Source organism: Rhodococcus sp. IEGM 27 (genome assembly GCF_033142305.1).
GTDB classification, from domain to species: domain Bacteria; phylum Actinomycetota; class Actinomycetes; order Mycobacteriales; family Mycobacteriaceae; genus Rhodococcus_F; species Rhodococcus_F oxybenzonivorans.
Genome location: NZ_JAWLSG010000012.1, coordinates 114,302 through 140,323 on the forward strand (window position 1 = coordinate 114,302; position 26,022 = coordinate 140,323).

Annotated in this window: 22 protein-coding genes and 1 tRNA gene; 10 read left to right on the forward strand and 13 right to left on the reverse strand. The window is 66.4% G+C overall.

The features are described from left to right. Positions 1 to 3: 3 nt before the first annotated feature. The 7 genes from pknB to R4P95_RS28905 all read right to left on the reverse strand — a co-directional run bounded on the left by pknB (position 4) and on the right by R4P95_RS28905 (position 9,728). On the reverse strand, positions 4 to 1,923 hold the full coding sequence (gene pknB, locus R4P95_RS28875) for a Stk1 family PASTA domain-containing Ser/Thr kinase (RefSeq protein WP_109325350.1): 1,920 nt from the start codon (positions 1,921 to 1,923) through the stop codon (positions 4 to 6). After that, the gene (locus R4P95_RS28880) at positions 1,920 to 3,293 is read right to left on the reverse strand and encodes a serine/threonine-protein kinase (RefSeq protein WP_213575395.1); all 1,374 of its coding nucleotides are present in this window, start codon (positions 3,291 to 3,293) and stop codon (positions 1,920 to 1,922) included. The genes pknB and R4P95_RS28880 overlap by 4 nt, the downstream gene beginning before the upstream one ends. 2 nt (positions 3,294 to 3,295) lie before the next feature. Beyond that, positions 3,296 to 4,783: a penicillin-binding transpeptidase domain-containing protein gene (locus R4P95_RS28885; RefSeq protein WP_109325352.1), complete on the reverse strand. Its 1,488-nt coding sequence runs from the start codon at positions 4,781 to 4,783 to the stop codon at positions 3,296 to 3,298. Beyond that, positions 4,780 to 6,234, reverse strand: a complete 1,455-nt coding sequence (locus tag R4P95_RS28890) for an FtsW/RodA/SpoVE family cell cycle protein (protein WP_213575394.1) — start codon at positions 6,232 to 6,234, stop codon at positions 4,780 to 4,782. Before R4P95_RS28890 ends, R4P95_RS28885 begins: the two co-directional genes overlap by 4 nt. Further along, positions 6,234 to 7,676 carry a PP2C family serine/threonine-protein phosphatase gene (locus R4P95_RS28895; RefSeq protein WP_317747283.1) on the reverse strand — a complete coding sequence of 481 codons (1,443 nt, stop codon included), beginning with the start codon at positions 7,674 to 7,676 and terminating at the stop codon, positions 6,234 to 6,236. The genes R4P95_RS28890 and R4P95_RS28895 overlap by 1 nt, the downstream gene beginning before the upstream one ends. Then, positions 7,673 to 8,137 carry an FHA domain-containing protein FhaB gene (locus R4P95_RS28900; RefSeq protein ID WP_109325356.1) on the reverse strand — a complete coding sequence of 155 codons (465 nt, stop codon included), beginning with the start codon at positions 8,135 to 8,137 and terminating at the stop codon, positions 7,673 to 7,675. The genes R4P95_RS28895 and R4P95_RS28900 overlap by 4 nt, the downstream gene beginning before the upstream one ends. Before the next feature lie 301 nt (positions 8,138 to 8,438). Then, on the reverse strand, positions 8,439 to 9,728 hold the full coding sequence (locus R4P95_RS28905) for an FhaA domain-containing protein (RefSeq protein ID WP_317747284.1): 1,290 nt from the start codon (positions 9,726 to 9,728) through the stop codon (positions 8,439 to 8,441). A 259-nt stretch (positions 9,729 to 9,987) separates the two neighbouring features. Between R4P95_RS28905 and R4P95_RS28910 the strand changes: the two genes are divergently transcribed. From R4P95_RS28910 to R4P95_RS28920, 3 genes are all read left to right on the forward strand, one after another. Then, positions 9,988 to 10,073: transfer RNA gene (locus R4P95_RS28910), tRNA-Leu, on the forward strand. 234 nt (positions 10,074 to 10,307) lie between these two features. Next, positions 10,308 to 10,748: a DUF6292 family protein gene (locus R4P95_RS28915; protein WP_249354175.1), complete on the forward strand. Its 441-nt coding sequence runs from the start codon at positions 10,308 to 10,310 to the stop codon at positions 10,746 to 10,748. A 32-nt stretch (positions 10,749 to 10,780) separates the two neighbouring features. After that, positions 10,781 to 11,461 carry a helix-turn-helix transcriptional regulator gene (locus R4P95_RS28920; protein ID WP_213575391.1) on the forward strand — a complete coding sequence of 227 codons (681 nt, stop codon included), beginning with the start codon at positions 10,781 to 10,783 and terminating at the stop codon, positions 11,459 to 11,461. Here the strand turns inward: R4P95_RS28920 and R4P95_RS28925 are convergent. Further along, on the reverse strand, positions 11,448 to 11,849 hold the full coding sequence (locus R4P95_RS28925; protein ID WP_317747285.1) for a VOC family protein: 402 nt from the start codon (positions 11,847 to 11,849) through the stop codon (positions 11,448 to 11,450). The two genes, R4P95_RS28920 and R4P95_RS28925, sit on opposite strands and share 14 nt — an antisense overlap. A 115-nt stretch (positions 11,850 to 11,964) precedes the next feature. Here R4P95_RS28925 and R4P95_RS28930 point away from each other — a divergent pair, with 115 nt between their 5' ends. Then, entirely contained in the window at positions 11,965 to 12,360 is a 396-nt protein-coding gene (locus R4P95_RS28930) for an SRPBCC family protein (protein ID WP_213575389.1), read from the forward strand. Beyond that, positions 12,357 to 12,602, forward strand: coding sequence for a hypothetical protein (locus R4P95_RS28935; RefSeq protein ID WP_249354174.1), 246 nt, complete (start codon positions 12,357 to 12,359; stop codon positions 12,600 to 12,602). Before R4P95_RS28930 ends, R4P95_RS28935 begins: the two co-directional genes overlap by 4 nt. Positions 12,603 to 12,731: 129 nt before the next feature. Here the strand turns inward: R4P95_RS28935 and R4P95_RS28940 are convergent, their stop codons facing one another. The 4 genes from R4P95_RS28940 to R4P95_RS28955 form a co-directional block, all read right to left on the reverse strand. After that, positions 12,732 to 13,526, reverse strand: coding sequence for a hypothetical protein (locus tag R4P95_RS28940; RefSeq protein ID WP_317747286.1), 795 nt, complete (start codon positions 13,524 to 13,526; stop codon positions 12,732 to 12,734). After that, the gene (locus tag R4P95_RS28945; RefSeq protein ID WP_397517766.1) at positions 13,523 to 14,245 is read right to left on the reverse strand and encodes a hypothetical protein; all 723 of its coding nucleotides are present in this window, start codon (positions 14,243 to 14,245) and stop codon (positions 13,523 to 13,525) included. The genes R4P95_RS28940 and R4P95_RS28945 overlap by 4 nt, the downstream gene beginning before the upstream one ends. 73 nt (positions 14,246 to 14,318) lie before the next feature. Next, on the reverse strand, positions 14,319 to 15,176 hold the full coding sequence (locus tag R4P95_RS28950) for a glycoprotein (RefSeq protein WP_317747288.1): 858 nt from the start codon (positions 15,174 to 15,176) through the stop codon (positions 14,319 to 14,321). Positions 15,177 to 15,490: 314 nt separating this feature from the next. Next, the gene (locus R4P95_RS28955) at positions 15,491 to 16,513 is read right to left on the reverse strand and encodes an FAD-dependent monooxygenase (protein WP_317747289.1); all 1,023 of its coding nucleotides are present in this window, start codon (positions 16,511 to 16,513) and stop codon (positions 15,491 to 15,493) included. Between the two features lie 55 nt (positions 16,514 to 16,568). Here R4P95_RS28955 and R4P95_RS28960 point away from each other — a divergent pair, with 55 nt between their 5' ends. From R4P95_RS28960 to R4P95_RS28980, 5 genes are all read left to right on the forward strand, one after another. Then, positions 16,569 to 17,117 (forward strand): TetR/AcrR family transcriptional regulator, encoded by a 549-nt coding sequence (locus R4P95_RS28960; RefSeq protein ID WP_317747290.1) that lies wholly within the window; start codon positions 16,569 to 16,571, stop codon positions 17,115 to 17,117. Between the two features lie 306 nt (positions 17,118 to 17,423). Then, positions 17,424 to 22,022 (forward strand): glutamate synthase large subunit, encoded by a 4,599-nt coding sequence (gltB, locus tag R4P95_RS28965; RefSeq protein WP_213575384.1) that lies wholly within the window; start codon positions 17,424 to 17,426, stop codon positions 22,020 to 22,022. After that, complete coding sequence (locus tag R4P95_RS28970; protein ID WP_109325420.1) at positions 22,015 to 23,466, forward strand: glutamate synthase subunit beta; 1,452 nt, start codon at positions 22,015 to 22,017, stop codon at positions 23,464 to 23,466. The genes gltB and R4P95_RS28970 overlap by 8 nt, the downstream gene beginning before the upstream one ends. Positions 23,467 to 23,650: 184 nt before the next feature. After that, positions 23,651 to 24,565 (forward strand): cutinase family protein, encoded by a 915-nt coding sequence (locus R4P95_RS28975; RefSeq protein WP_159926760.1) that lies wholly within the window; start codon positions 23,651 to 23,653, stop codon positions 24,563 to 24,565. Between the two features lie 33 nt (positions 24,566 to 24,598). After that, positions 24,599 to 25,033 carry a thioesterase family protein gene (locus R4P95_RS28980; protein WP_317747291.1) on the forward strand — a complete coding sequence of 145 codons (435 nt, stop codon included), beginning with the start codon at positions 24,599 to 24,601 and terminating at the stop codon, positions 25,031 to 25,033. 70 nt (positions 25,034 to 25,103) lie between these two features. Here the strand turns inward: R4P95_RS28980 and R4P95_RS28985 are convergent, their stop codons facing one another. After that, positions 25,104 to 26,012, reverse strand: a complete 909-nt coding sequence (locus R4P95_RS28985; RefSeq protein WP_317747292.1) for an SDR family NAD(P)-dependent oxidoreductase — start codon at positions 26,010 to 26,012, stop codon at positions 25,104 to 25,106. Positions 26,013 to 26,022 lie beyond the last annotated feature (10 nt).

Sequence of the window (26,022 nt, forward strand, 5' to 3'; positions counted from 1 at the left end):
CGCCTACCGCGGGATGCCGAGCGTGCCCACACCGACGGACACGACCGCGTCCTTGGCGATCTCGGATCCCGGCGGCTGCTGCTGAGTGAGAACCTTCCCGACCATGTCGGGGTCGAGCGTCGATGTCTGCGTCTGGGCCAGTGAGCTCGACGAGCCGCTCCAGCCCGCACTGCGGAGAGTGGCCAGCGCCTGCGACACCGTCTTGCCCGTGAGGTCGGGCATCGCGATGTTGTCGCCGTTCGACACGCGAATCGTGATGGTGTCGCCCTTGGCTGCGGTCGAGCCACCGACGGGATCCGTGGACACCACTTCACCCTTGGGCTGACCGGAGTCGATCTGCTGGATGACCGCGGTGAATCCGGCGCCCTCGATGTTGGCCTGCGCCACCTCGACCTTCTGCCCGGTCACGTCGGGAATCCGAATCTGCTCCGGCCCGCTGCCGAGGGTGATGGCCACCACGGAGTCGAGTGCGATACTCGCCCCCGAAGACGGGTTCTGGTCGATCACCGTGTCGATCTCCGACGGCGACGACGGCGCACGGGCTACCGCTGTATCGAGGCGTAGCCCGACCGCGTTGAGTTCCTGCTGCGCTTCCTGCTGGCTCAGGCCCGCGAGTCGCGGCACCTTCACCTGTTCGGGACCGCTCGACACCTCGAGTGTGATCGTGCTGCCCTCGTCCACCTGGACGCCGCCGACGGGACGGGTGGTGATGACGTTGCCGGTCGCCACGACAGCGTCCGGTTTCTGCTGCCTGGCTACCCGGAAGCCGAGGTTCTGCAGAGTCGTCTCCGCCTCGTCCGCGTTCTGGTTCGTCACATCCGGCATGGTCACCTGGTCGGCCTCCGAGCCCGGTCCGACGGACCACAGGAAGGCGCCGACGATGCCGACGACGATCAGGCCGGCCAACGCGAGCAGTGCCATGCGCAGGGCGTTGTTCTTCTTCTCCGGTTCGGCCGGCTCACTCCTCGTGGCGGGACCCGGTACCGGTGCGGGCGGGCGGCGGTAGTGCCCGGCGCCGGTGTCGACGGCACCGAGGATGGTGGTGCGATCTTCGTCGCTCATCACCATCGGCGCGCTGGGACGCTGCCCGCCGAGGACCCGAACCAGGTCGCTGCGCATGTCGGCGGCCGTCTGGTAGCGGTTCGCCGGATTCTTGCTCATCGCCTTGAGGATCACCGAGTCGAGCTCGCGCGGAATGTCCGGGTTGATCTCGGACGGGGTCTGCGGATCCTCCCGCACATGCTGGTACGCCACCGCGACAGGTGAGTCGCCCTTGAACGGCGGCTGCCCGGTCAGGATCTCGAACAGCACGCAGCCGAGCGAGTACACGTCGGAACGGGCATCCACCTGCTCACCGCGGGCCTGCTCCGGCGACAGGTACTGGGCCGTGCCGATCACCGCGGCGGTTTGCGTCATCGGGCTGGAGGCGTCGGAGATCGCGCGGGCGATGCCGAAGTCCATCACCTTCACCGCGCCCGCACGGTTGATCATCACATTGGCGGGCTTCACGTCGCGGTGCACGATGCCGTTGCGATGACTGAAGTCCAGGGCGGCGCACACGTCGGAAATGATCTCCATCGCGCGGCGCGGGGCCATCGGACCCTCGCTGCGGACGATGTCGCGCAACGTGTCGCCGTCCACATACTCCATCACGATGTACGGCAGCGGCCCCGCTTCGGTTTCGGCCTCACCGGTGTCGTAGACGGCCACGATCGCCGGATGGTTGAGCGCGGCCGCGTTCTGCGCCTCACGGCGGAACCGGAGGTAGAACGTGGGGTCGCGGGCAAGGTCGGCGCGCAGCACCTTGATCGCCACGTCGCGGCTGAGGCGAACGTCACGAGCGAGATGGACCTCGGACATGCCACCGAAGCCGAGAATCTCACCCAGCTCGTAGCGTGAGGAGAGGTTACGCGGTGTCGTCATGGCAATCCTTGTGAAGTCGAAGTAGCTGACTCCTCCGACGTGGTCGTCGTGGTCGTCGTCGGTTCGGTGGTGGTGGTCGTGGTGGTCGTGGTCGTCGTCGGTTCGGTGGTGGTCGTCGTCGTTGTGGTGGGCGGTTCCGTCGTCGTGGTCGTCGTCGGCGGTTCCGTGGTGGTCGTGGTGGGCGGTTCGGTGGTGGTCGTCGTCGTGGGACGGGGCGTCGTCGTGATCGTCCGCAACGACGAGGTGACCGCCGGAACCGTCGGATCCTTCGTGTCACCGCCGTCGAACAAGATCATTGCCAGGGCGATGATCGCCGCCAGCAGCAGAATGCCGCCGGCGCCCCAGGCCACCGCCTTCTGACCGTTGGTCAGGCCGCCGCGTTTCCGGTCGTCGTCGTCCGGGTCGGGAACCTGCCCGGTGACCGGGCCCAGGTATGCCGCCTGCGAAGGGGGCATCATCTGGGTGGCCCCCGTCAGAGGAGGAGGCGGCAGCACGCGTGCCGTTCCACCAGCCACCGCGCCGGGCGGCGGAGGACGTCGGCCCGCCCGCACAGCAGCGACCGCGTCCGCGAACTCGCCGCCACTGGAATAACGGACCGTCGGGTCCTTCGCGATGGTGATCTCGATCAATTCACGAATGTTCGGCGGCAGGTCTGCCGGCAGCGGTGCCGGAGCCTCCTGCACGTGCTTCATCGCCACGGTGATCGCGCCGTCCCCGATGAACGGACGCCGCCCCGACAGGGCCTCGTAGCCGACGATGCCGAGCGAATACACGTCACTCGCCGCAGTCGCGTCCTGCCCGAGCGCCTGCTCCGGAGCGATGTACTGGGCGGTGCCCATCACCATGCCGGTCCGGGTGACCGGCGAGTTCTCGACGGCCTTGGCGATACCGAAGTCGGTGATCTTCACCTGACCGGTGGGGGTGATCAGGATGTTGCCCGGCTTCACGTCACGGTGCACGACCCCTGCGTCGTGCGCCACCTGCAGTGAACGGCCGGTCTGCTCGAGCATGTCCAGCGCATGGGGGACCGCGAGCCGGCCGACCCGCGCCAGGACGGCATTGAGCGGTTCACCGTTGACGAGTTCCATCACCAGGTAGGCGGTCGAGTCACCGGTGCTGTCCCGCACCTCGCCGTAGTCGTAGATACCGGCGATTCCGGAATGGTTCAGCTGCGCCGTGGTTCGCGCCTCGAAGCGGAAACGTTCGAGGAATTCGGGGTCCGACGAAAACTCGGACTTGAGGACCTTCACGGCTACGCGCCGGTTGAGCCGGTTGTCCGTCGCCTCCCAGACCTGTCCCATTCCACCCGTCGCGATGAGGCGGATCAGGCGATATCGATTGGCGATCAGCGCGCCGTTGTTCAGTGCCACAATCAGCCCCCTTGTAGTCCGGCTGCGATGACGGCACGGCCGATAGGTGCAGCCACCGAGCCGCCGGTTGCGGCCAGTGCTCGATCTCCGCCGTCCTCGACGATCACCGCGATGGCGACCGTCGGGTTCTGTGCGGGTGCAAAAGCGATGTACCAGGCGTGAGGCGGTGTGTTGCGCGGGTCGGTTCCGTGCTCCGCAGTTCCCGTCTTCGAGGCGATCTGCACTCCGGGGATCTTGCCCGTACCGCTGGTGTTGTTCTCGGAGCCGATCATCAGGTCTGTCAGGGTGGCGGCCACCTGCGGCGACATCGCCTGACCCTCGGACACCGGGTTGGTCGTCGCGAGGTTGGACAGGTCGGGTCCCTGCAGTTCCGATACCAGCTGCGGCTGCATGCGCACCCCGCCGTTGGCCACGGTAGCGGCGATCATCGCGTTCTGCAGGGGTGTCAGCGCCACGTCGCGCTGGCCGATGCTGCTCTGACCGAGTGCGGCGTCGTCGGGAATCGACCCCACCGTGCTGTCCGCGACCGGGAACGGGACACCCGGCATCTGACCGCCGACGCCGAGCGCCGCAGCCTGATCGGTGAGGGCGTCGGCCCCCGTCTTGATGCCGAGTTCGACGAACGCCGTGTTGCACGACCTGGCGAGTGCCTCACGCAGCGACGCGGTCGGTGCACCTCCGCAGGTGGAACCGTTGTAGTTCTCGAGTGTCGTCGCAGTATCGGGGAGGGTGATCTGCGGCGCTGCCGTCAACTGGTCTTCCGGGGTGGCTCCGGCGCCGAGCGCGGCCGCGGTGACGACCACCTTGAACGTGGAGCCCGGCGGGTAGGTCTGAGAGACGGCCCGATTGAGCAGAGGCTTGCCGGGGTCGGCGTTGAGAGCCTCCCACGCCTGCGTGGTCTCGGTGCCGTCGTGGCTCGCGAGGACGTTCGGGTCGTAACTCGGGGTGCTCACCATCGTCAGGATCCGGCCCGTGCTCGGTTCGATGGCCACGACGGATCCCGTGTAGCCCTTCGACGTCAGTTGGTCGTAGGCGACTTGTTGCATCACCGGATTGATCGTGCTGACGACGTTGCCGCCGCGCGGATCACGCCCCGACACCAGGTCGAAGAACCGGCGGCCGAACAACCGGTTGTCCGAACCGTTCAGTACCGGGTCCTCGGCACGCTCGAGACCCGTGCTGCCGTACTGCATGGAGTAGAAGCCGGTGACGGGTGCGTTGGCCAGCGGGCTCGACGGCGCAGCCGGGTTCGGCGGGTAGGTCCGCAGGTACTTGTAGCGGTCCTCGGTGGGCACGGACGCCGCGAGTACCTGTCCCGCGGCGGAGATCTGACCGCGCTGGCGGGAGTACTCGTCGAGGAGGACGCGCGAGTTCCGCGGATCGGCTCGAAGGTCGTCCGCCTTGATGACCTGCACATAGGTGGCGTTGGCGAGGAGGGCGACCACCATGACCATGACAGCGATCGCGACGCGGCGCAGTGGTGTGTTCATGTGCGCGGCACCATTTCGGTGGGAGCGTCGGCGATGGGGGTGGGACCCTTCTTCTTCGGGACGGCCGGCTCGCGGGCGGCGTCCGAAATCTTGATCAGAATGGCGAGCAAAAGGTAGTTGGCCAGCAGCGACGACCCACCGTACGACATGAACGGCGTGGTCAGCCCGGTGAGGGGAATCAACTTGGTGACGCCGCCGACGACGACGAACACCTGCACGGCGATGGTGAACGACAGTCCGGCCGCGAGGAGCTTGCCGAAGCTGTCCCGTACTGCGAGCGCGGTGCGCAGGCCGCGGATGACGAGGATCAGGAACAGCATCAGTACGGCGGCGAGACCGATCAGTCCCAGTTCCTCGCCGATAGTGGCCACGATGAAGTCGGTCTTCGCGAACGGCACCTGCGCCGGCCGGCCGCTGCCGAGTCCGGTTCCGGCGACGCCACCGGTCGCGAGCCCGAACAACGACTGCGAGATCTGGTATCCGGTGTTGTTGTAGTCGGCCAGCGGGTCGAGCCACGTACTGACGCGGACCCGTACGTGACCGAACAGGTGATAGGCGAAGAAGAAACCGATCGCGAGGAGGCCACCGCCGATGAGTAGCCAGCCGACGCGTTCGGTGGCGATGTACAGCATCACCAGAACGGTGCTGAACAACAGCAGTGACGTGCCGAGGTCCTTTTCGAACACCAGCACGCCCACCGACACCATCCAGGCGAGGAGGATCGGGCCGAGGTCACGGGCGCGGGGGAGATCCATCCCGAAGATGTGCTTGCCGGCCGTGGTGAACAGGTCACGCTTCGCGACCAGGACGGACGCGAAGAAGATGATCAGCAGAATTTTGGCGAACTCGCCGGGCTGAATGCTGAAGCCGGGAAGCCGGATCCAGATTTTTGCGCCGTTCACCTCGGAGAAGCTCGACGGAAGGATGGCGGGAATGGCAAGGAAGACCAGCCCCGCGAGACCCAGCGTGTAGCTGTAGCGGGCGAGCAGGCGATAGTCCTTCAGCAACACCAGGACAGCGACGAAACCCGCGATGGCCAGCGTCGTCCACAGCACCTGCTGGTTGGCATCAGGCGAGGGGACGGGCAGCCCGAAGTACTGGGCCGACTGTGCGTCGGCCAGATCGAGGCGGTGAATCAAAACCAGCCCGAGGCCGTTGAGTAGCGCGACGATGGGAAGGATCAGCGGGTCGGCATACGGCGCGAACCGCCGGACCGCGAGGTGCGCGATCAGAAACAGTGCTGCGTACGCTGCCCCGTACTTTCCGAGATCCCAGGTGATGCTCTGTTCCTGACTGGCCTCGACCAACACCAGTGACAGAGTCGTGATCAGAATCGCGAGACCGATGAGGATCAGCTCGGTGTTGCGACGCGTCGATTGGACGGGGGCTGGTGCGAACCCGCCCGGTGGACTGGGAAACTGCGCCCCCGGTGAAGCACTTGCGACGGACATCAGCTAGCCGTCCTGCAGTTCTGACCGGGGACCTGGGTCGTGGTCGGTGTCGGTGTCGGGGTCGGTGGTACAGCCGTCTCGGGAGTGGCCGGCGGAGCAGGTGTGGTCGCCGGGGGAGGCTCCGGAGTGGGTGTCGGCACCGGAACCGGGGTAGTGGTGGTCGTGGCCGGCTGCGATTCGCAGACGGGCAGGAGATCGTTGTCGGCCAGCCGTGCCATCTGGTTCCGGACGTCGTCGAGCTTGCCCGACGGCAAACCGGCGCGGACCTGTTCGCGGGCCGACGGCTGCAGGTCGTCGACCTGGAGAATCGTGCACCCGTTCGGGGAGTCGGTGGGCGACATCAGCGTGAGCGAACCGGTGTCGGTGACACAGCCGACGAGGTTGGCCTCCTGGAGCGAGTAACCCAGCACCGAACCCGGGACACCACGCAGTACGGTCACACGTTCGCCGTCGGCGCCGACGTAGTAGTTGTTGCGGATCAGAGCCCGCCCTACGAAGGCAGCGACGGCGACTACGACGATGAGACCGAGCGCCAAAGCCGCCCACCACATGCGGTGGCGCGTCTTCTTCGTCGGCGCCTCCTCGACCTGCGGGACGACGCGTTTGGGCGTCGCGCGCGGCGGCCGCATCGCTGCGGCACGGCCTGCGGCGGTGTTCGGCGGCGGGGCGTCATCGTCGTCGTCGGCGGATGCCGCCCCAGCCACGATCGGGTGGCTCTGCCCGTAGTCGAGGTCGATGACGTCGGCGACCACGACCGTCACGTTGTCGGGACCACCGCTGCGCAACGCGAGTTCGATGAGCCGGTCGGCGCATTCGTCCTGGCTGCCCTCACGCATCGTGTTCTCGATGGTCTCGTCACTCACCACATCTGAAAGCCCGTCGGAACACAGCAGATAACGGTCGCCGGCGCGGGCCTCCCGGACCGTGAGGGTGGGCTCGATCTCGTTGCCGGTGAGCGCCCGCATGATGAGGGAACGCTGCGGATGGGTGTGCGCCTGTTCCGCCGTGATCCGTCCCTCGTCGACGAGGGACTGCACGAACGTGTCGTCGCGCGTGATCTGCGTCAGGGTGTTGTCGCGCAGAAGGTAGGCACGGGAGTCGCCGATGTGGACCAGTCCGAGTTTGCTCCCGGAGAAGAGGATCGCGGTGAGCGTGGTGCCCATGCCGTCGAGCTCCGGATCCTCCTCGACGTGGTCGGCGATGGAGTCGTTGCCCTCACGCGTGGCCGCCTCGAGCTTGCCCAGAAGGTCTTCGCCCGGCTCGTCGTCGTCGAGGTGCGCGAGCGCGGCAATCATCAACTGGGACGCGACCTCACCTGCCGCATGACCACCCATACCGTCCGCCAGCGCCAGCAGTCGCGCACCGGCGTAGACAGAGTCTTCGTTGTTGGATCGGACGAGGCCACGGTCGCTGCGGGCGGCATAGCGGAGTACGAGGGTCACGGGCGCAACTCGATTACCGTCTTGCCGACGCGTACGGGAGTACCGAGCGGCACGCGGACAGATGTGGTGACCTTGGCGCGGTCGAGGTAGGTGCCGTTGGTGGAGCCAAGGTCTTCGACGTACCAGTCGGCGCCCCGCGGAGAGAGCCGGGCGTGCCGGGTGGACGCGTAGTCGTCGGTGAGTACGAGGGTGGAGTCGTCGGCCCGCCCGATCAGAACCGGCTGGGTACCCAAGGTGATGCGAGTGCCCGCCAGGCCGCCCTGCGTGACCACGAGATACTTGGCCGTCTTCGTCTTACCCAGAGAGGGGAGGACGTTGCCGGTGCGCGAGTACCTGGGGGGAACCCGGACGCCGGACCCTGCGTAGATGTCACCCCGGAGCGCTCTGAGTACAGACCACACAAAGAGCCACAGCAGAAGCAGAAAGCCTGCTCGCGTGAGTTGCAAAATCAAACCTTGCACGGCAGTCCACCTCCTTCTGTTGCCGAAACGGTCGAGTCTCCGGCGTCTTTTTCTCGCAGCATCATAGGGGCAATCCGCACCCTGCGATCAGGATACGGACAGCCCCCAACGATACGGAGTCGCCACCGTGTTACCTCCGACACGGCCTCCGACGGGGTGTCGGTCGAGCATCGAACGCGTCTCGAAAGGGTCTCGGCACGTGGTCCGGATAAGTTGTGTCGGCTTCGCCTCGGGTCGCTTGGTCGGCTTCGCCTCAGGTCGCTTGGTCGGCTGCGCCTCAGGTCGCTTGGTCGGCTGCGCCTCAGAGGATTCGAACCAGGATCTCCGAGTGCCCCGCCCGGATGATGTCGCCGTCGGCGAGCTGCCAATCCTGCACCGGCGCACCGTTGACCGTGGTCCCGTTGGTGGATCCCAGGTCGGACAGCATCGCGACCTGACCGTCCCAGCGGATGTCGATATGGCGACGCGACACCCCGGTGTCGGGCAGACGGAACTGTGCCTCCTGGCCGCGACCGATGATGTTGTTGCCTTCGCGCAGCTGGAAGTGGCGTCCACTGCCGTCTTCGAGTTGCAGCGTGGCGGTGTACGTGTGCCCCTCGGGCGGGTAGGCCTGCTGGTTGTAGCCACCCTGGTCGTAGTCCGAGTAGCCCTGGTCGTACGCCTGCTGGTCGTAGCCACCCTGCTGGTAGCCCCCACGGTCGTACGCCTGCGGCTGCTGGTAGCCGGCTTCGGCGTAGGTGCCATCCGGGTAGCGCGCGGGAGCGCCCTGGTCGTAGCCACCCCGGTAGTCCTGGGCGTATCCGGCCTCGCGGTAGTCGTAGCCGTCGTCGGCGGGCTGCTCGTAGCCGGGCGCCTGCGGTGCCTGCTCGTAAGCCTGGCCGTAGGCCTGCTGATCCTGCGGGTACCCACCACGCGGCGCCTCGGGGTAAGGCTGCTGCTGGTCGTAGCTGCCCTGCGGGTATCCGCCCCGGTCGTAACCGTTCTGGTAACCAGGCGGGTACCCCTGGTCCTGGCCCGCATGGGCGTGACCGTTGCGCGCGTACTGCGGATCGGGCTTACGGTTGCCCGCTGGTTCGCGGCTGGGGTCGTAGCCTGAGTTCTGCGTCATGGGGCCAGCTCCTGGATTCGACGTGACGGGTACAAACGGTGCCTGTGGTCGCGGTGCGGGACCGCGCGGCGGTTCGGGTCGCCCCGGTGGGGTCGCGCCCGGGCGACCCGCATCCGGATCCACCGAACCCCGGGTGCGGAACTGCCCGGTGTGCAGTGAAGGCGATGGTTCGAACGCGACATGAATGGGACCATACGTCTGCCAGCCCTGGTCGCGAATGAAGTCTTCGAGGTGACGAGAGAAGGCTTTGACCGTCAGGTCTCTGTCGGCGGCAAGGCCTTCGTGGTCCGAGTTGTTGATGGCGATGACGTAGCTGTTCGGAGCAAGCAGGTGGCCGCCCTCGAGCTCCTGGATACGATCGGCGGCCTCCTGCTGAAGTGCCGCCTCCACTTCCTGCGGCACCACGCCGCCGCCGAAGACCCGTGCGAACGCGTCACCCACTGCTCCCTGGAGCTTCCGCTCGAAACGTTGCACTATCCCCATCGGAACCTCCTTACAGTGTCTCGCTCGTCGGCCTGCGACATGTTCGGCGCGGTGTCGGTCGTGCCGTGACCCCGTTCGTGTCGCGACACTTCCATGCGTATATCCCACGGTACTGTCACTGCATCGAGCCGCGACACGGGTCTACGCACTAGCATGATATCGGTCTTTGTCCGGACGAGGGTTTTTGTGGGCATTTCCGGGCTTGATCAGCACGAATCGCGATTTCCGATGGCCTCGTGATAATGTTCTCCAGTCGCTCGGGCGAGTGGCGGAATGGCAGACGCGCTGGCTTCAGGTGCCAGTGTCCTTCGGGACGTGGGGGTTCAAGTCCCCCTTCGCCCACCACAGCGGGTTTCGGACCGCGACAACGAAGCCACGAACTTAAACGAGTTCGTGGCTTTCGTCGTTCCCGGCGGAAAGTCGATCCCGTCCGCAGCCGGTTCTGCGCCGAATACCTGACGAGAGGGACCCGATCGGCGGGTTCCGTCCCCGCTCAGCAGCGCAGCGGGTAACTGAAGGCTGAGGCGCACGAATTCGCCGGCCTCTGCGCCGCCGGATTCGTCGAAGGTGGGTCGAATCATGAACAAAGCGCTCCGGGTTGCCGGTGCTACACATGTCGTCGAGTACATTCGGTCCGTTGCTGCGACGGTGGAAGCGGACACGGTCGAGTGGTGGCAGATACCCGCCTTCGACGCGGTCCTGACACTGTCCTCGGAAATCCCCTGCTACCCGGGACGGAAGGTCGTTCTGGCCTGGAACCGCCACTTCGGGTGGTCGGTCGGAGTACGCGGACTCACGAACGGGAACGTGGTGATCATCGAGGGCCTCGGGATCGGACGGGTGCCGGAGGCCACCCGATGTGCCGACCGCGTCGTCGAAGCGGTCGCCGATCTCGGTGAGTGGGTGCCCGGGGCGTCCAGGGGGCCTGCGGTCGGCGATCTGCGTCTGCGGGCGCTCCGAGAACTTCACCACGGAGTCCAGCCTGCACCGAGAGTCGTGCGGGGAGTCTTCGGGGAATAGTCCGGGTCGGACCCACTGCCTAGCATGAGCGCATGTACTCGGAGCGGAGCTCTACCTTCGCCGGCGCCGTGGTGTGGGAAAAGACCGCAGCGGACGGTGACGGCGCGATTCTCCCCGACGGATGCATGGATCTCATCTGGATGAACGGCGACGTCGTCGTGGCGGGTCCGGATTCTCGTCCCTACATTGCCCGCACTCGCCCCGGCGATCACCTCGTGGGACTGCGATGTGCGCCCGGCACCCTGCCGGCGTTGCTCGGGACACCGGCGGAGGCTTTGGCGAACGCGCGGGTGCCGCTCGCCGACGTGCTCTACGACGACGACACCGCCCGGCTTCTGTCTTCGATCGCCGAGCACGGTGACCCCGCCACCCAACTCGAGAAGTTCGCCGCCCGTCGCCGGCTGATTGCGAGGCCGGACCGCAGAATCGCGGTGACCGTGAGCCTGCTTGCACGTCAATGCCCCGTCCGGGAGGTGGCGGATCGTGTCGGTATGAGCGAACGCCAACTGCACCGGCTGTGTCGACGGGAGTTCGGATACGGGCCGAAGGTGCTGGCGCGAATTCTCCGGCTGCAGCGGGCCATGGAGTTGGTGGGGTCTATGTCTGCCGCGGAGGCGGCAAGCTTGGCGGGGTTCGCCGACCAAGCTCACTTGATCCGCGAGTCGAACGAGTTGACCGGCCGCTCCTTCGGCCGATTGGTCACGTCGTCGTGAGTGGCGCGAACAGGTCGACCGGATTGCCGTCCGGGTCGTCGATCGTGGCGTAACGCTGACCCCAGGGCGCGTCCCAAGGGGCATGTCTCTCGCGGTAGCCGGCGTCGGTCAGATCAGTGAATACCTTGTCCACGACATCCGGACTACCGCAATCGAACCCGAGTGCCACCCGATGTCCACCCTGAGGCGTCGTCCAGTCCGGCTCGAACGACCGGATGGTCTCGACGGTGTCCCACAGCAGTCGTATTCCGCCGGGAAGTTCGAACTCGACATGTGGCGCCTCCTCAGACCCGGCGGGGATGTCGAGGCCGAGGCGACGGTAGAACGCCAGTGATGCGGCGAGGTCGTGAACCACCAGTTCGATGGCGGTAAAAGTAGGAATCGTCATGCCGTAAAGCTAGCTTCGGACGACGTCGTGGAAATAGAAGATTTCAGACATCGACGCCGACGCTCCCGTCCGATTCCTTCAATCAGGTTCGCGGAACATCGGGGATGCTGGAGCCATGACCCGCGAATCCACCCATGTCAGTGTGTTCATCGCTCGCAGTGCCGCCGACGTCTACGCCTATGCGAGCGACCCAGCCAATCTGCCGGCCTGGGCGGCCGGTTTGAGCAGCAGCATTGCCCGCGAGGGCGATCACTGGGTCGCCGACTCGCCGATGGGGCAGGTGTTCGTCGCCTTCGCGCCCCCCAACGACTTCGGAGTGCTCGACCACCACGTCACCCTCCCGGACGGAGACACCGTCTACAACCCGGTTCGCGTCATCCCCGACGGCGAACACAGCGAAGTCGTCTTCACCCTCCGACGAAGAGAAGGGATGGGGGTCGACGAGTTCACTGCCGACGCCTCGGCCGTCACCGCGGACCTGCAGCGGTTGAAGGAGTTGCTGGAGCGGTGAACTGGCGTTCTGTCGCCGACGTGTTCCGCAACGATCCAGACACCGGCTGCTACGGCGTCGGAACGGGATGGGAAGGACCACAGCACTACCTCGGCGAGTACCTGCGAGGAGTCCTACCCGACCGCCCCAGCACCGAGTGGTACACCTTCGACGAAGCCGAGGAGTTGCGTCTCGCCAACCACCGCGGCAGGGAATGGGCCAAAATCGAGGCACAGCACGCGGGCGGCACCGAGAGCGAGTGACTTGATGGCGCTGGGCTTCGGGGCGACGGGGGCAAACTCACCAGGTGCCTGTTGCGCACCAATTAGTCTTTTGCACAGGCAATTCGGTGCGCAAATGGCGAATCCGTGCGCATCTGTGGAATCAGTGGATTACTCCGACACCGGCGCGGGCACCGGTTCGCGGGGCCCGTCGGCGACGGCCGAGGCGATGTCGAGGAGCCGTTCGTAGGCCGCGCGGGTGTCGGCGGCGAGGTGATCGTGGCTGATGACGACCCCCATGCCGAGGTGCTCGTCGTACGGGATGGTCTCCACACCCCACACCTGCCCGCTGAGGTAGTCGCGCAGCAGATCGACGTCCACCTGCCATCCGGTGTTGTCCTGATTCGACACGGTGACGACTGTCCGGGACAGACCGGGTTCACCTAGTGTGTCGCCGATCGACTGCAGTGCGGCGCGTAGTCGGTTGAACGCGTCGGCACGGCAGGGCACGACGAGGATGATCGGAGTCGGTGCGGCCAGCAACGGTGACAGGTAGGAAGCGCGCAATCGGTGGCCCAGGTCGTATACGGAGCTCGCCCCGCGCGCGTGGAGAGCTTCTGCGAGCAAGGACATTTCGCTGTCGGTGGCCGTCTGAGTGCCGAGCCGATTCAGGATCCGGGCGTCCACGGTTGTGCGCGAGCAATACCCGTCGAAGACGTCGTCCGGGACGGCTCCGGACGCTGCCGCTGTCACCACGTGTTCGAGCCCGCTCACGGAGAGCACGGCGTCGGCGCCGCGCTCGGCGATGTCACCACCCGCCGGAGTTGCGTCGACTGCGACCACTGCATTCCCGTGTACCGCCGCGGTGTTGGCGAGTCCGAGGGCCGTCGTGGTGGCGCCCGCGCCTCCGCACGCGCCGAGGACGATCGTGGAAGATGCTGTGCTCCAGCCGGTTCGGTATGTCACTGAGCGTCTCCAATGGATGTGATGTAGGTGCGGCCGTCACGGTCGGTGGTGGTTACGACCTGCCGATACTGGTGGGTCGACCCGTCCGGTCGCTGCTCGGTGAGTGTGACGGCATAGCGCCCGGGTTCGATGGGGCTGATCGTGAGGCAATGTTCGGTGCCCTCCGGCAACGAGTCGATGCCCCGCTGAATCGTCTCGGCCGACCCCATCGGGGCATCGGCGGTGACCACGTCGCGGGCCTTCGCTCCACTTCGCTCCACGTAGTAGGCGTGGTCGAAAGCCAGAATCACTTCGGTGCCGTCCGCCGTACCGCCGGGACCGTTGCCGGTGACCGCGCCGTCGTTCCGGGATTCGACGCACCAGTCCGGATCCACGGCCGCGACGGGACTCCCGGTCTCGTTCGAGGATCCGAAACTCGAAACGATTACGACACCGACGATTACTGCTCCCAGGGCCACAGCGGCGCCGGCGAGAGCGAGCCTCTGTTTTCCGCGCCCGCCGCGAACGACAGGCGTGGTGTCATGCTGGTCGCTCGGCGCCAGCCAGGTAGGGACAGGCGGCGGAAGCTCGAGCTGTGAATCCCGGACTACTTCGGTCGAGTCCGCAGCACTCGTAGATGCAGTACGCAAAGACGCGGGGGTAGGTGTGAAGGGCGGGAACCAATGTGCGAAGCGATCGCGGGTACCGCTGTCGTCGTTCCTGCCGGGCGGTTCTGTCACAGGTGAATCCTCCACACCTCATTCCGCCGGGCGGAGCCGGCCCTGTAGCCGGCGCCGCCCGGAGGATCACCGATCAGACGTGCAGCGTTGCCTGGCTGCGCACGTTGACGCCACCGATCGTGACGGCGCTCGGCCCGCTGTCCGTCGACTGCAGCTGCGGTAGCTGCGGTGCCGGCAGGGCGGCGACCGCGTCGACGAGCGAGCCGAAGGCCGGGTACCGGTCTGCTGCATCCGAGATGGCGGCGGCGATAGGTGTGACGTCGACCGGCGCCGACCAGTTGATCGGGTGCTCGGCCTGGGAATCCGCGACGAACGCCGACACGGCGGCGGCGGTGGGGCTGGAGGGGTCGATCGCGATGCCCGCGGTGCCGGTGGCGTCACCGATGCGCCAGCCGACGGTGCCGGCATATCCCTCGGGGTTGCCGTACTGGCGACCGTTGACAGCAACCGGAAGGGCGCCGATCAGGGTGTCGGCGGCGGCGTTCACCTCGACTACCGGCTTGGGCACGGGAAGGGTGGGGGCGACGGGTGCCTGATTGGTTTTCGGCATGTCGTCCGGATCGATCCACACCGCAGCGGGCTGGGCGGGGGCAGCCTCGACTGCGCCCGTGGCGGCGGGCGGCGGGGTGTCACCGCTCGGTGCCGGGCCGGGGGTGGCCGCGTCGCCTCCGGGTACGGCCAGGGGTGCCTGCGGGGGAGCGGGTGTCGTCGGGGCTGCGGGGCCGGTGACTCCGGGCTGTGACGTCGTGGGCGGCGTCGCCGGATTCGTCACTCCCGGCTGGGACGTGGTGGGTGGCGTCGACCGGTCGGTGACGCCGGGCTGCGACGTCGACGGGGCGGTGTTCGGAGCGGCGTGCGCGGTCGCGGCGCCGAGCACTGCTGCAGCGGATACCGACAGTGCGGCTGCCACTGCGTGCATGCGGATCTTCACGTGGTTACTCCTGATGTCGAGTGAAAGTGGATGCAGGCTGGTGCCGCATCCGAAGAGCAGAGATCGATGCAGATCAGGGATACCGCGAATGGAAATGGTGCACGCCGGCGGCAGGACAGTACGCCCCCGCCGCAGAAAAAGGTGTCACCACCGACGAGGTGGATCTGGTATTCCCCCGATGAAAATTTTCGGTTCTGCCGACCGCATCACTGCAGCCGTCGTCCACCGCCCCCATGACCGCCCCCGGTTCGTCTCGTCCCCCTACCGCGGGAAAGTACCAGACGGGCAGGCATTGCTGCGCACCAGGATTCTCGTCAGGCCAGGGCTGCGGCCAGTTTTATCGTCCGATCGCGGACCGGACGCAGATGTCTGGTCATCGCGATCGACGCCATGGCACGTGATCCGAGAACCAGTCGCTGCGTCACCCGACGGCGCGCGCGGTCATACTGTCGCAGCGACTCGCGAATGTCGTTCTGCGAGGACAGGAATCGTCCGAGTGTGACCGCGTCGACGAGGGCCTCGCACGCTCCACGTCCGAGATTGGGAGCCATCGCGTGGGCGGCGTCGCCGATCAGCGCCGTGTGTCCCGACACATACGAGGGCAGGGCCGGCGACTCGTAGAGGTCGTGATGAAGCAGGGCGTCGGGTGTGATCGCATCGAGGACGGCCCGGACGTCGGCGTGCCAGCCCCCGAACCGCCACCGCAGGTAGTCGAGTCCGTCCTCGGATCCGGGGTCGGTGCGGACGCACGCGAACCAGTTGACGAGGTTGCCCTCGCGCGGTGTGATTCCGAAAAGCGCTCCGGCGTCCCAGGTTTCGCTCACCGTGTCGCGCCGTCCGGGCACCCATCCCCGCCACGCGGTGGCGCCCGTGTAGACGGGCTCGAAACCGTCACCGAACAAGCGACGCCGGGTGGCGCTGCGCAGGCCGTCCGCACCGATCACGACGTCGTAGTCGGAAAGGGCGTCCGCCGGAGGGGCGGGGGTGCCGAACGAGACCATCCCCTCGGGCAACGATGTGGCCAGCTCGGCAAGGAGGGCAGGCCGCGACAGCAGGTAGGCGGTGCGAGCGGAGCTGTCGACGGTGCCGATGACGGACCCGTCCGGCCGCAGGAACGACCCTCGATGCTGCGGAGATCCGAGAGCGCGGACCCGGTCGCCGAGTCCGATCGTGTCGAGCGCGTCGACGGCCTGGGGCCACATGCCGAGGGCGGTACCCGACGTCGGAAGGTCCGCGGAGCGCTCGAAGACCTCGACGTGCCAGCCGGCGCGGAACAGGAAACGGGCGATGGCCAGGCCGCCGATGCCGCCGCCGAGGACTGCTGCCGAGTGCGTCATGGCCTCAACGCTACTACGCCTGTAGTGGAATTACTACGGCTGTAGTGTGGAGTGCGTGACAGGGAGGCGAGAACAGCTGCTCGACGCAGCTATCGACGTGCTCGGCCGGAAGGGGGCGCGCGCCCTCACTCATCGAGCGGTCGACGAATCGGCGGGGATGCCGCAGGGCTCCACCTCCAACTACTTCCGCACCCGCGGCGCCCTCCTCGAGGGAATGGTCACCCGCCTCGCGGCACGTGACGTGGACGACTGGGAGAAATTTGCGGACCTCCGGCCCGACGGGATGGAGGCTCTGGTGGAGGCGCTGGCCGCGTTCACCCGGTACGCCGCGGGACCCGACCGGATCCGCTCGCGCGCCCGCTACGCCCTTTTCGCGGAGGCCTCGGCGGTCCCGGCACTCGGGGAGATCATCGGCTCTGCTCGCGCGGGACTCGTAGAATGGGGCGCGAGCATGCTGGACCTCGCCGGATCGAGGAATCCAGCGGCCGACGCAGTGGTTGTCACCGACTATCTGGATGGAGTGATCCTGCATCAGCTGACCGTTCCCGACCCCGATTTCGACCCGACTCCCGGAATCACAGCAGTACTCGGCGCACTCACTTAATATGAACTGGACGTTCTCGGCCGAGGTCTGCCCTCGAGAAAAGGCCTGTTCACGGGATGAATAGGCCAACCTAAGTTGTGTTTCTTCGGGGGGTCTGAATTATCGTTTTCGTTACACGTTGGACCCACGAAAGTCCGACCCGACCGAAAAGCCACGTCGCCTGGTGCGAGGACCACACCCAGCGTGCTGCAAAGGGCGATAGCCGATCGGTGGTGCCGATCACATCCTGACGGTACTTGCATTGCAAGTTGATGGCCATCAGCGCTGCTGGTCGTCGGTGCATCTTTTGGCATACGAAGGCTAGGTATGAAGCAACTTCCAGGCCCCCAGGGGCTGTATCACCCGGCGAACGAGCACGACTCCTGTGGCGTCGCGTTCGTCGTGGACATGAAGGGTCGCCGCAGCAGGGACATCGTCGAGAAGGCGATCACCGCTCTGGTCAACCTCGAGCACCGTGGTGCCGCGGGCTCCGAACCCAATACGGGTGACGGCGCCGGCATCCTGATCCAGGTTCCGGACGCGTTCTTCCGTGCTGTGGTCGACTTCCCGCTGCCCGCCGCGGGCACCTATGCCACGGGCATCGCATTCCTGCCGCAGAGCAAGGCCGACGCGCAGCGTGCATCCGACGCCGTCGAGAAGATCGTCGAGAGCGAGGGCCTGAAGGTCCTCGGCTGGCGCGAGGTCGCAACCGACGACTCGTCGCTCGGCGCTCTGGCACGCGACGCGATGCCGACGTTCCGGCAGATCTTCATCGGCAGCGAAGGTGACTCCCTCACCGGTCTGGACCTCGAGCGCAGGGCGTACGTCGTCCGCAAGCGCACCGAGCACGAGCTGGGTAGTGAAGGCGCCGGCAAGGACGGGCCGGGTCGCGAGACCGTCTACTTCCCGAGCCTGTCGAGCCAGACGTTCGTCTACAAGGGCATGCTCACCACCCCGCAGCTCAAGGGTTTCTACCTCGACCTGCAGGACGAGCGCGTGGAGTCGGCGCTCGGGCTGGTCCACTCCCGCTTCTCCACCAACACGTTCCCGTCGTGGCCGCTGGCCCACCCGTTCCGGCGCGTCGCGCACAACGGTGAGATCAACACCGTCACCGGCAACGAGAACTGGATGCGTGCCCGCGAGGCGCTCATCGACAGCGACGTCTTCGGTGGTCGCGAAAACCTCGAGAAAATCTTCCCGGTCTGCACCAACGGGGCCAGCGACACCGCGCGCTTCGACGAGGTGCTCGAGATGCTGCACCTCGGTGGTCGTAGCCTTCCGCACGCGGTCCTGATGATGATCCCCGAGGCCTGGGAGCATCACGAGAGCATGGACCCCGAGCGTCGGGCGTTCTACCAGTACCACTCCACTCTCATGGAGCCGTGGGACGGTCCGGCGTCCGTCTGCTTCACCGACGGCACCGTGATCGGCGCGGTTCTCGACCGCAACGGGCTGCGTCCCTCGCGGCTGTGGGTCACCGAGGACGGCCTGGTCGTCATGGCCTCCGAGGTCGGCGTTCTGCCGATCGATCCGGCCACGGTCGTGAAGAAGATCCGGCTCCAGCCCGGCCGCATGTTCCTGGTCGACACCGATCAGGGCCGCATCATCAGCGACGACGAGATCAAGTCGGAGCTTGCCGCCGAGCACCCGTACCAGGAATGGCTCGACCAGGGCCTGACCCACATGGACGACCTGCCTGACCGCCCGTACACCTACATGTCGCACGAGCGTGTGGTGCTGCGTCAACAGATGTTCGGGTTCACCAACGAAGAGGTCAACGTCCTCGTCAAGCCGATGGCGGCCTCCGGCGCCGAAGCACTCGGCTCGATGGGTACGGACACCCCGATCGCGGTGCTGTCCTCCCGGTCGCGGATGCTGTTCGACTACTTCTCGCAGCTCTTCGCGCAGGTCACCAACCCGCCGCTCGACGCCATCCGCGAGGAGGTCGTCACCAGCCTCGGCGGAACGATCGGCCCCGAGCACGATTTGCTGCACCCCACGGCGGAGTCCTGCCGGCAGATCTACCTGCCGCAGCCGATCCTGCACAACGACGATCTGTCGAAGCTCATCCACGTCAACGACGACGGCGGATTCCCGAGCTTCCGCAGCGTCATCGTCCGCGGTCTGTACCCGGTGGCCGAGGGCGGTGCGGGTCTGCGCAAGGCGCTCGACGACGTTCGCTACCAGGTCTCCGAGGCCATCGCCGGTGGTGCGCGCCTCATCGTCCTGTCCGACCGTGAGTCGAACGAGACGTACGCCCCCATCCCGTCGCTGCTGCTGACGTCGGCCGTGCACCACCACCTGGTGCGCGAGAAGACCCGCACCAAGGTTGGTCTCGTCGTGGAATCGGGTGACGCCCGCGAGGTGCACCACATGGCGCTCCTCATCGGCTTCGGTGCAGCGGCCGTCAACCCGTACATGGCGTTCGAGACGGTCGACGAGCTTTTCCGCGGCAACGAACTGCAGGGCCTGAGCCTCGACAAGGCCATCCAGAACTACATCAAGGCCGCGGGCAAGGGTGTGCTCAAGGTGATGTCCAAGATGGGCATCTCGACCCTCGCCTCGTACACCGGTGCGCAGCTGTTCCAGGTGATCGGACTGTCGCAGGATCTGGTGGACGAGTACTTCACGGGCCTGAACTCGAGCCTCGGTGGTATCGGTCTCGACGAGATCGCCGCCGACGTCGCGGTCCGGCACTCCAACGCGTACCTCGACCGTCCCGAAGAGCGCGCGCACCGCGAGCTCGAGGTGGGCGGCGAGTACCAGTGGCGCCGTGAGGGCGAATACCACCTGTTCAACCCGGACACGGTGTTCAAGCTTCAGCACTCCACGCGCACCGGGCAGTACGAGGTGTTCAAGGAGTACACGAAGCTGGTCGACGACCAGTCCGAGCGCCTCGCAGCGCTGCGCGGCCTCTTCGAGTTCAAGAAGGGTGTGCGCGAACCCGTCCCGCTGGACGAGGTCGAGCCGGCCACCGAGATCGTCAAGCGCTTCTCGACCGGTGCGATGAGCTACGGCTCCATCTCCGCCGAGGCGCACGAGACCCTGGCCATCGCCATGAACCGCCTCGGTGGCCGTTCCAACTCCGGTGAGGGCGGCGAGCATCCGTCGCGCTTCGAGCCGGACGAGAACGGTGACTGGCGCCGGTCCGCGATCAAGCAGGTCGCGTCGGGACGCTTCGGCGTCACGTCGCACTACTTGACCAACTGCTCCGATATCCAGATCAAGATGGCGCAGGGAGCCAAGCCCGGTGAGGGCGGCCAGCTGCCGGCGCACAAGGTGTACCCGTGGGTGGCCGAGGTCCGGCACTCCACACCCGGTGTCGGCCTGATCTCGCCGCCCCCGCACCACGACATCTACTCGATCGAGGATCTCGCACAGCTGATCCACGACCTGAAGAACGCGAACCCGCAGGCGCGGGTGCACGTCAAGCTGGTGTCCGAGGTGGGTGTCGGCACGGTCGCCGCGGGTGTCTCGAAGGCGCACGCGGATGTCGTTCTGATCTCCGGCCACGACGGTGGCACCGGTGCCACTCCGCTGACCTCGGTCAAGCACGCCGGCGCTCCGTGGGAGCTCGGCCTGGCCGAGACCCAGCAGACGTTGCTGCTCAACGGCCTGCGCGACCGCATCGTGGTGCAGGTCGACGGACAGCTCAAGACCGGCCGTGACGTCATGGTCGCCGCGCTGCTGGGCGGCGAGGAGTTCGGTTTCGCGACCGCTCCGCTGGTGGTGTCGGGCTGCATCATGATGCGGGTCTGCCACCTCGACACCTGCCCTGTCGGTGTCGCGACGCAGAACCCGGTGCTGCGCAAGCGGTTCAACGGCAAGCCGGAGTTCGTGGAGAACTTCTTCCTCTTCATCGCCGAAGAGGTCCGCGAGCTCATGGCCGAGCTCGGCTTCCGGACGCTCGACGAGGCCGTCGGCCAGGTCGACGTGCTCGACACCACCAAGGCGCTCGAGCACTGGAAGGGCAGCAAGGCCGGCAATCTCGACCTGTCGCCGATCCTGCACCAGGCCGAGTCCGCGTTCATGGATCAGGACCTGTACTGCACGGGTACCCAGGACCACGGCCTCGACAAGGCGCTCGATCAGCAGCTGATCGCCCAGAGCCGCGACGCTCTCGACAAGGGTGCCAAGGTGTCGTTCGAGTCGCCGATCACCAACGTCAACCGGACGGTCGGCACCATGCTGGGCCACGAGGTGACCAAGGCGTACGGCGGTGAGGGCCTGCCCGACAACACGATCGACATCACGTTCACCGGCTCGGCCGGTAACAGCTTCGGTGCTTTCGTGCCCAAGGGTATGACCCTGCGGCTGCATGGCGACGCCAACGACTTCGTCGGCAAGGGTCTGTCGGGTGGACGCATCGTGGTTCGTCCTCCGCTGGAAACCGCGGCCGGGTTCGTCGCCGAGGACAACATCATCGGCGGCAACGTGATCCTGTTCGGCGCGACCAGCGGTGAGGCTTTGCTGCGCGGTGTCGTGGGCGAGCGGTTCGCGGTACGTAACTCCGGTGCCACTGCGGTTGTCGAGGGAGTCGGCGACCACGGCTGCGAGTACATGACGGGCGGCAAGGTCGTCATCCTCGGTGCGACGGGACGCAACTTCGGCGCCGGCATGTCCGGTGGCGTGGCCTACGTCTTCAACCCCGACAAGGCGTTCGAGGCCAACCTCAACACCGAGCTGGTAGACCTCGAGGATCTGACGGGTGACGACTTCACCTGGCTGAAAGCCGCTATCGAGCGTCACCGCGACGAAACCGGTTCGGAGGTTGCCGCGCGCATCCTGTCCGATTGGTCACAGCAGGTCAATCACTTCGCAAAGGTGATGCCCCGCGATTACAAGAAGGTGCTCTTGGCCATCGAGGCCGCGAAAAAGGATGGAAAGAACGTGGACGAGGCAGTAATGGAGGCAGCTCGTGGCTGATCCAAGCGGCTTTCTGAAGCACCCGTCACGCGAACTGCCCGTTCGCCGTCCGGTGCCGTTGCGTCTGCTCGACTGGAACGAGGTGTACGAGGAGTTCCCGAAGGAAAACCTCCGCACCCAGGCGAGCCGGTGCATGGACTGCGGTATTCCGTTCTGCCACAACGGCTGCCCCCTCGGGAACCTGATTCCCGAGTGGAACGACCTGGTGTACCGGGACCGTTGGCACGACGGCATCGAGCGGCTGCACGCCACCAACAACTTCCCGGAATTCACCGGGCGGCTGTGCCCCGCACCCTGTGAGGCGTCGTGTGTCCTGGGCATCAACCAGGATCCGGTCACCATCAAGCAGGTCGAGGTCGAGATCATCGATCACGCATTCGACGAGGGCTGGGTCACGCCGGTTCATCCCACCCGGTCGACGGGCAAGAGGGTGGCCGTCGTCGGTTCCGGTCCTGCGGGTCTGGCTGCAGCGCAGCAGCTGACGCGTGCCGGTCACCTGGTCACCGTGTTCGAGCGTGCCGACCGTATCGGCGGTCTCCTCCGCTACGGCATCCCCGAGTTCAAGATGGAGAAGCGCCACATCGACCGCCGTCTGGATCAGATGGAGGCCGAGGGCACCGTCTTCAAGACGAATGTGAACGTGGGCGTCGACATCTCCGCCGACGAGCTGCGCGAGCAGTTCGACGCCGTGGTGCTGGCGGGCGGTGCCACCGCGGCTCGTGACCTGCCGATTCCCGGGCGCGAACTGGACGGCATCCATCAGGCGATGGAGTACCTGCCCATCGCCAACCGTGTGCAGCTCGGCGACCTCGAAGAGCCCACCATCACCGCCGAGGGCAAGAAAGTTGTCATCATCGGTGGCGGCGACACCGGCGCGGACTGCCTGGGTACCTCACACCGTCAGGGTGCGGTCAGTGTTCACCAGTTCGAGATCATGCCGCGTCCGCCCGAGACCAGGGCCGAGCAAACCCCGTGGCCGACGTACCCGCTGATGTACCGGGTCGCGTCCGCGCACGAGGAAGGCGGCGAGCGCCTGTTCTCCGTAAACACCGAGAAGTTCGTCGGTGTCGACGGCAAGGTGACGGCGCTGCACGCCCACGAGGTCGAGATGAAGTCGGGCCGCTTCGAGAAGGTGGAGGGCTCGGATTTCGAGCTCGAGGCCGATCTCGTGCTGTTGGCCATGGGCTTCGTCGGCCCCGAAAAGCCGGGACTGCTCACCGATCTCGGTGTCGACCTCAACGAGCGCGGCAACGTCGCCCGCTCCGCGAAGTGGGCCACCAACGTCGACGGCGTCTTCGTGGCCGGCGACATGGGACGTGGACAGTCGCTCATCGTGTGGGCCATCGCCGAGGGTCGCTCCGCCGCTGCGGCGGTCGACGCCTACCTCGAGGGTGAGACGGCCCTGCCGTCTCCGGTCGAGACCACCAGCGCACCCCAGCGCTAGTTCAGTTCGTTATCCACCAGCACCCCGGCGTTATATTTTCCGCCGGGGTGCTGGTTTCGGGTGCGCCGGTCGGTTTTGCTCGGTAACGTTCATTTACCGATCGTGCATCTTCAGGTCACGTCGGCCTGGCAGCATCCCGTCTGCAGGTCGACGAAGGGGAGAAGAAGAGTTGAGGGCCATGGCAATGAAACGGGTTATCGCAACATTGACCGCAACGGCTGCAGCGGTGGCCATTCCGGTGGTCTCGGGCGTGGTCGGCACCAGCGCGGTAGCGAACGCAGACCCGTGCCCGAGCCTGTACGTGGTGGCGATTCCGGGAACATGGGAGACGTCCACCAAGGAGAATGTCCGGCCAACCCCCGGCCTGCTGTCGGCGGTCACGAACGGGTTACCGTCCAATATCCGCACCGACTACGTGACCTACGCCGCCACTGCCTTCCCGTGGGAGGGCGATGTGTACGGGCGCTCGAAGGCTCAGGCGGTAGACAACGCCCGCGGGATGCTCGTCAACATGTCTCAGCAATGCGCCGGAACCAAGCTTGCGCTCATCGGCTACAGCCAGGGCGCTGATGCTGCGGGCGATCTCGCGGCCGAGATCGGCACGGGCCTCGGCGCGGTGCCCGCCGACAAGATCGCTGCCGTCGGGCTCGTCTCCGATCCCCGTCGGTCGCCCACCGACGCGCTGGTCGGGCCTCCCGTCGCCGGTGGTGGCGCCGGCGGACCTCGCATCGGCGGTTTCGGCTGGGTCAGCCAGAACACCCGAACCTTCTGCGCATACGGCGACCTGTACTGCTCCACCCCGAAGGAAGACTTCGTGACCCGGCTCGCCGGCTTCCTCGCGCAGACGTCGGACCCGTCGCCGTCGCTGCTCGGCCGGTACCAGGCGGAGGCCGAAGCCATTTGGCGTGACCTCCTCGACGCCGGTGGTGTCCCCACCCTGATGGCTCAGTTGGACGAACAGGCCAACCAGAGGCGGATCGACGAACTCGAGCAGTTCTACAAGTCGCAGGCCCATCAGGATTACACGCGATACGCGGTAGACGGTGCCGGAACGTCAGCCACCAACTGGCTCAGGAACTGGTTGCGCGACGTGGCGTAGGTCGAGTCGGGCGCGGCAGGAGAAGATGATCCGATGACGGACACTCCTGCCGCGCCCGGTTACGACGCTTTCGTCACCGTTCGGTGGTCCGATATGGACGCCTTTCAGCACATCAACCACGCCAGGATGGTCACGTTGCTGGAAGAGGCGAGGATCGACTGGTTGCTCAGTGAGGGCGCCGAGAATTCGTCTCTCATCACCAGTGCGTTCATCGCCGACATCCACGTCAAGTACCGGGCTCAGCTGACGCACTCGGACAGTCCGTTGCGGATCACCATGTGGATCGCGAAGCACCGGGCCGTCGACTTCACCATTGGTTATGAGGTCCGGGGTGCGCGCGCCGGCCGTAGCGATCCGCCCGCCGTCACCGCCACCACCCAGATGGCCGTCGCCGACGTCGATGCGCAGCGGTTGCGGCGTATCACCCCCCTCGAGCGCGAGTACCTCACCCGCTGGTCCCGTGCGTGAAAGTGCAGAGCGCGAGTGTCCGTGGGCGTTCAACGGCGGCGTGACCGTGCGGACGGCAACCTCGCGTGGATCAACCTAAGTCGAAACGCGCACCGAGTCGCATGCTGCCGGGCGCCAGCCGGCTCAACGCGCGGCCGAATTTGGCCTCGGGGGTGACCGGGACGACGGCCCTGTTCGATCTGACGGCTTTCAGGATCTGCGTGGCCACCCGATCGGGGGTGAATCCACGCTTGCGGTAGAACGTGTCGGATCGGGACCGCATCTCTTCTTGTTTCTCGGGGGTGGTCCCGGCGAAATCGGTGTTCTTGACGATGTTGGTGTGGACGATCCCGGGGCAGATGGTGCTGACGCCGATGCCGTGGTCCACCAGTTCGGCGCGGAGGCAATCCGAGAGCATGTAGACGGCGGCTTTGCTGGTGGCGTATGCGGTGAGTCGCTTCTGCGGGGTGAAGGCCGCCGCCGAGGACAGGTTGACGATGTGTCCGCCCGTTCCGCGCTCGATCATTTGCTCCGCGAAGACGCGGCAGCCGTACACGACTCCCCAGAAGTTGACGTCCATCACGCGCTCGAATTCGCTCTGCGGCGTCGCGGTGAAAGTGCCGGAGTAGCCGATTCCCGCATTGTTGACCACGACGTCGGGGGTGCCGTGCTGTGACTGCACCTCCTCGGCGAACCGCCGCACCTCCTCTTCCACCGCCACATTCACCCGGTAGGCATGCGAGCCACCGCCGAAGATCGCGACGGCGCCGCCCCCCTTCATCTGCGCCGAATTGATGATGTCCGCTGTGTGCTGCGCCGATTCGAGGTTGAGGTCACCGACCACGACCACCGCACCCTCGGCGGCGAACGCGAGTGCGGTTTCGCGGCCGATTCCGCTACCGCCACCGGTGACGACGACGAGCATGCCGTCGAGATCACGCAGTCGGCGGTGCTTTCGCGAACCGGTACGCCAACCCTTGACCTCACTGAGAAGACTCATGGGACCATCT

Excerpts from the sequence above, each read along its gene's own strand:
- pknB (WP_109325350.1), bottom strand. The coding sequence starts at position 1,923 with ATGACGACACCGCGTAACCTCTCCTCACGCTACGAGCTGGGTGAGATT.
- R4P95_RS28885 (WP_109325352.1), bottom strand. The coding sequence starts at position 4,783 with ATGAACACACCACTGCGCCGCGTCGCGATCGCTGTCATGGTCATGGTG.
- R4P95_RS28890 (WP_213575394.1), bottom strand. The coding sequence starts at position 6,234 with ATGTCCGTCGCAAGTGCTTCACCGGGGGCGCAGTTTCCCAGTCCACCG.
- R4P95_RS28905 (WP_317747284.1), bottom strand. The coding sequence starts at position 9,728 with ATGGGGATAGTGCAACGTTTCGAGCGGAAGCTCCAGGGAGCAGTGGGT.
- R4P95_RS28915 (WP_249354175.1), top strand. The coding sequence starts at position 10,308 with ATGAACAAAGCGCTCCGGGTTGCCGGTGCTACACATGTCGTCGAGTAC.
- R4P95_RS28920 (WP_213575391.1), top strand. The coding sequence starts at position 10,781 with ATGTACTCGGAGCGGAGCTCTACCTTCGCCGGCGCCGTGGTGTGGGAA.
- R4P95_RS28925 (WP_317747285.1), bottom strand. The coding sequence starts at position 11,849 with ATGACGATTCCTACTTTTACCGCCATCGAACTGGTGGTTCACGACCTC.
- R4P95_RS28930 (WP_213575389.1), top strand. The coding sequence starts at position 11,965 with ATGACCCGCGAATCCACCCATGTCAGTGTGTTCATCGCTCGCAGTGCC.
- R4P95_RS28955 (WP_317747289.1), bottom strand. The coding sequence starts at position 16,513 with ATGACGCACTCGGCAGCAGTCCTCGGCGGCGGCATCGGCGGCCTGGCC.
- gltB (WP_213575384.1), top strand. The coding sequence starts at position 17,424 with ATGAAGCAACTTCCAGGCCCCCAGGGGCTGTATCACCCGGCGAACGAG.
- R4P95_RS28975 (WP_159926760.1), top strand. The coding sequence starts at position 23,651 with ATGAAACGGGTTATCGCAACATTGACCGCAACGGCTGCAGCGGTGGCC.
- R4P95_RS28980 (WP_317747291.1), top strand. The coding sequence starts at position 24,599 with ATGACGGACACTCCTGCCGCGCCCGGTTACGACGCTTTCGTCACCGTT.
- R4P95_RS28985 (WP_317747292.1), bottom strand. The coding sequence starts at position 26,012 with ATGAGTCTTCTCAGTGAGGTCAAGGGTTGGCGTACCGGTTCGCGAAAG.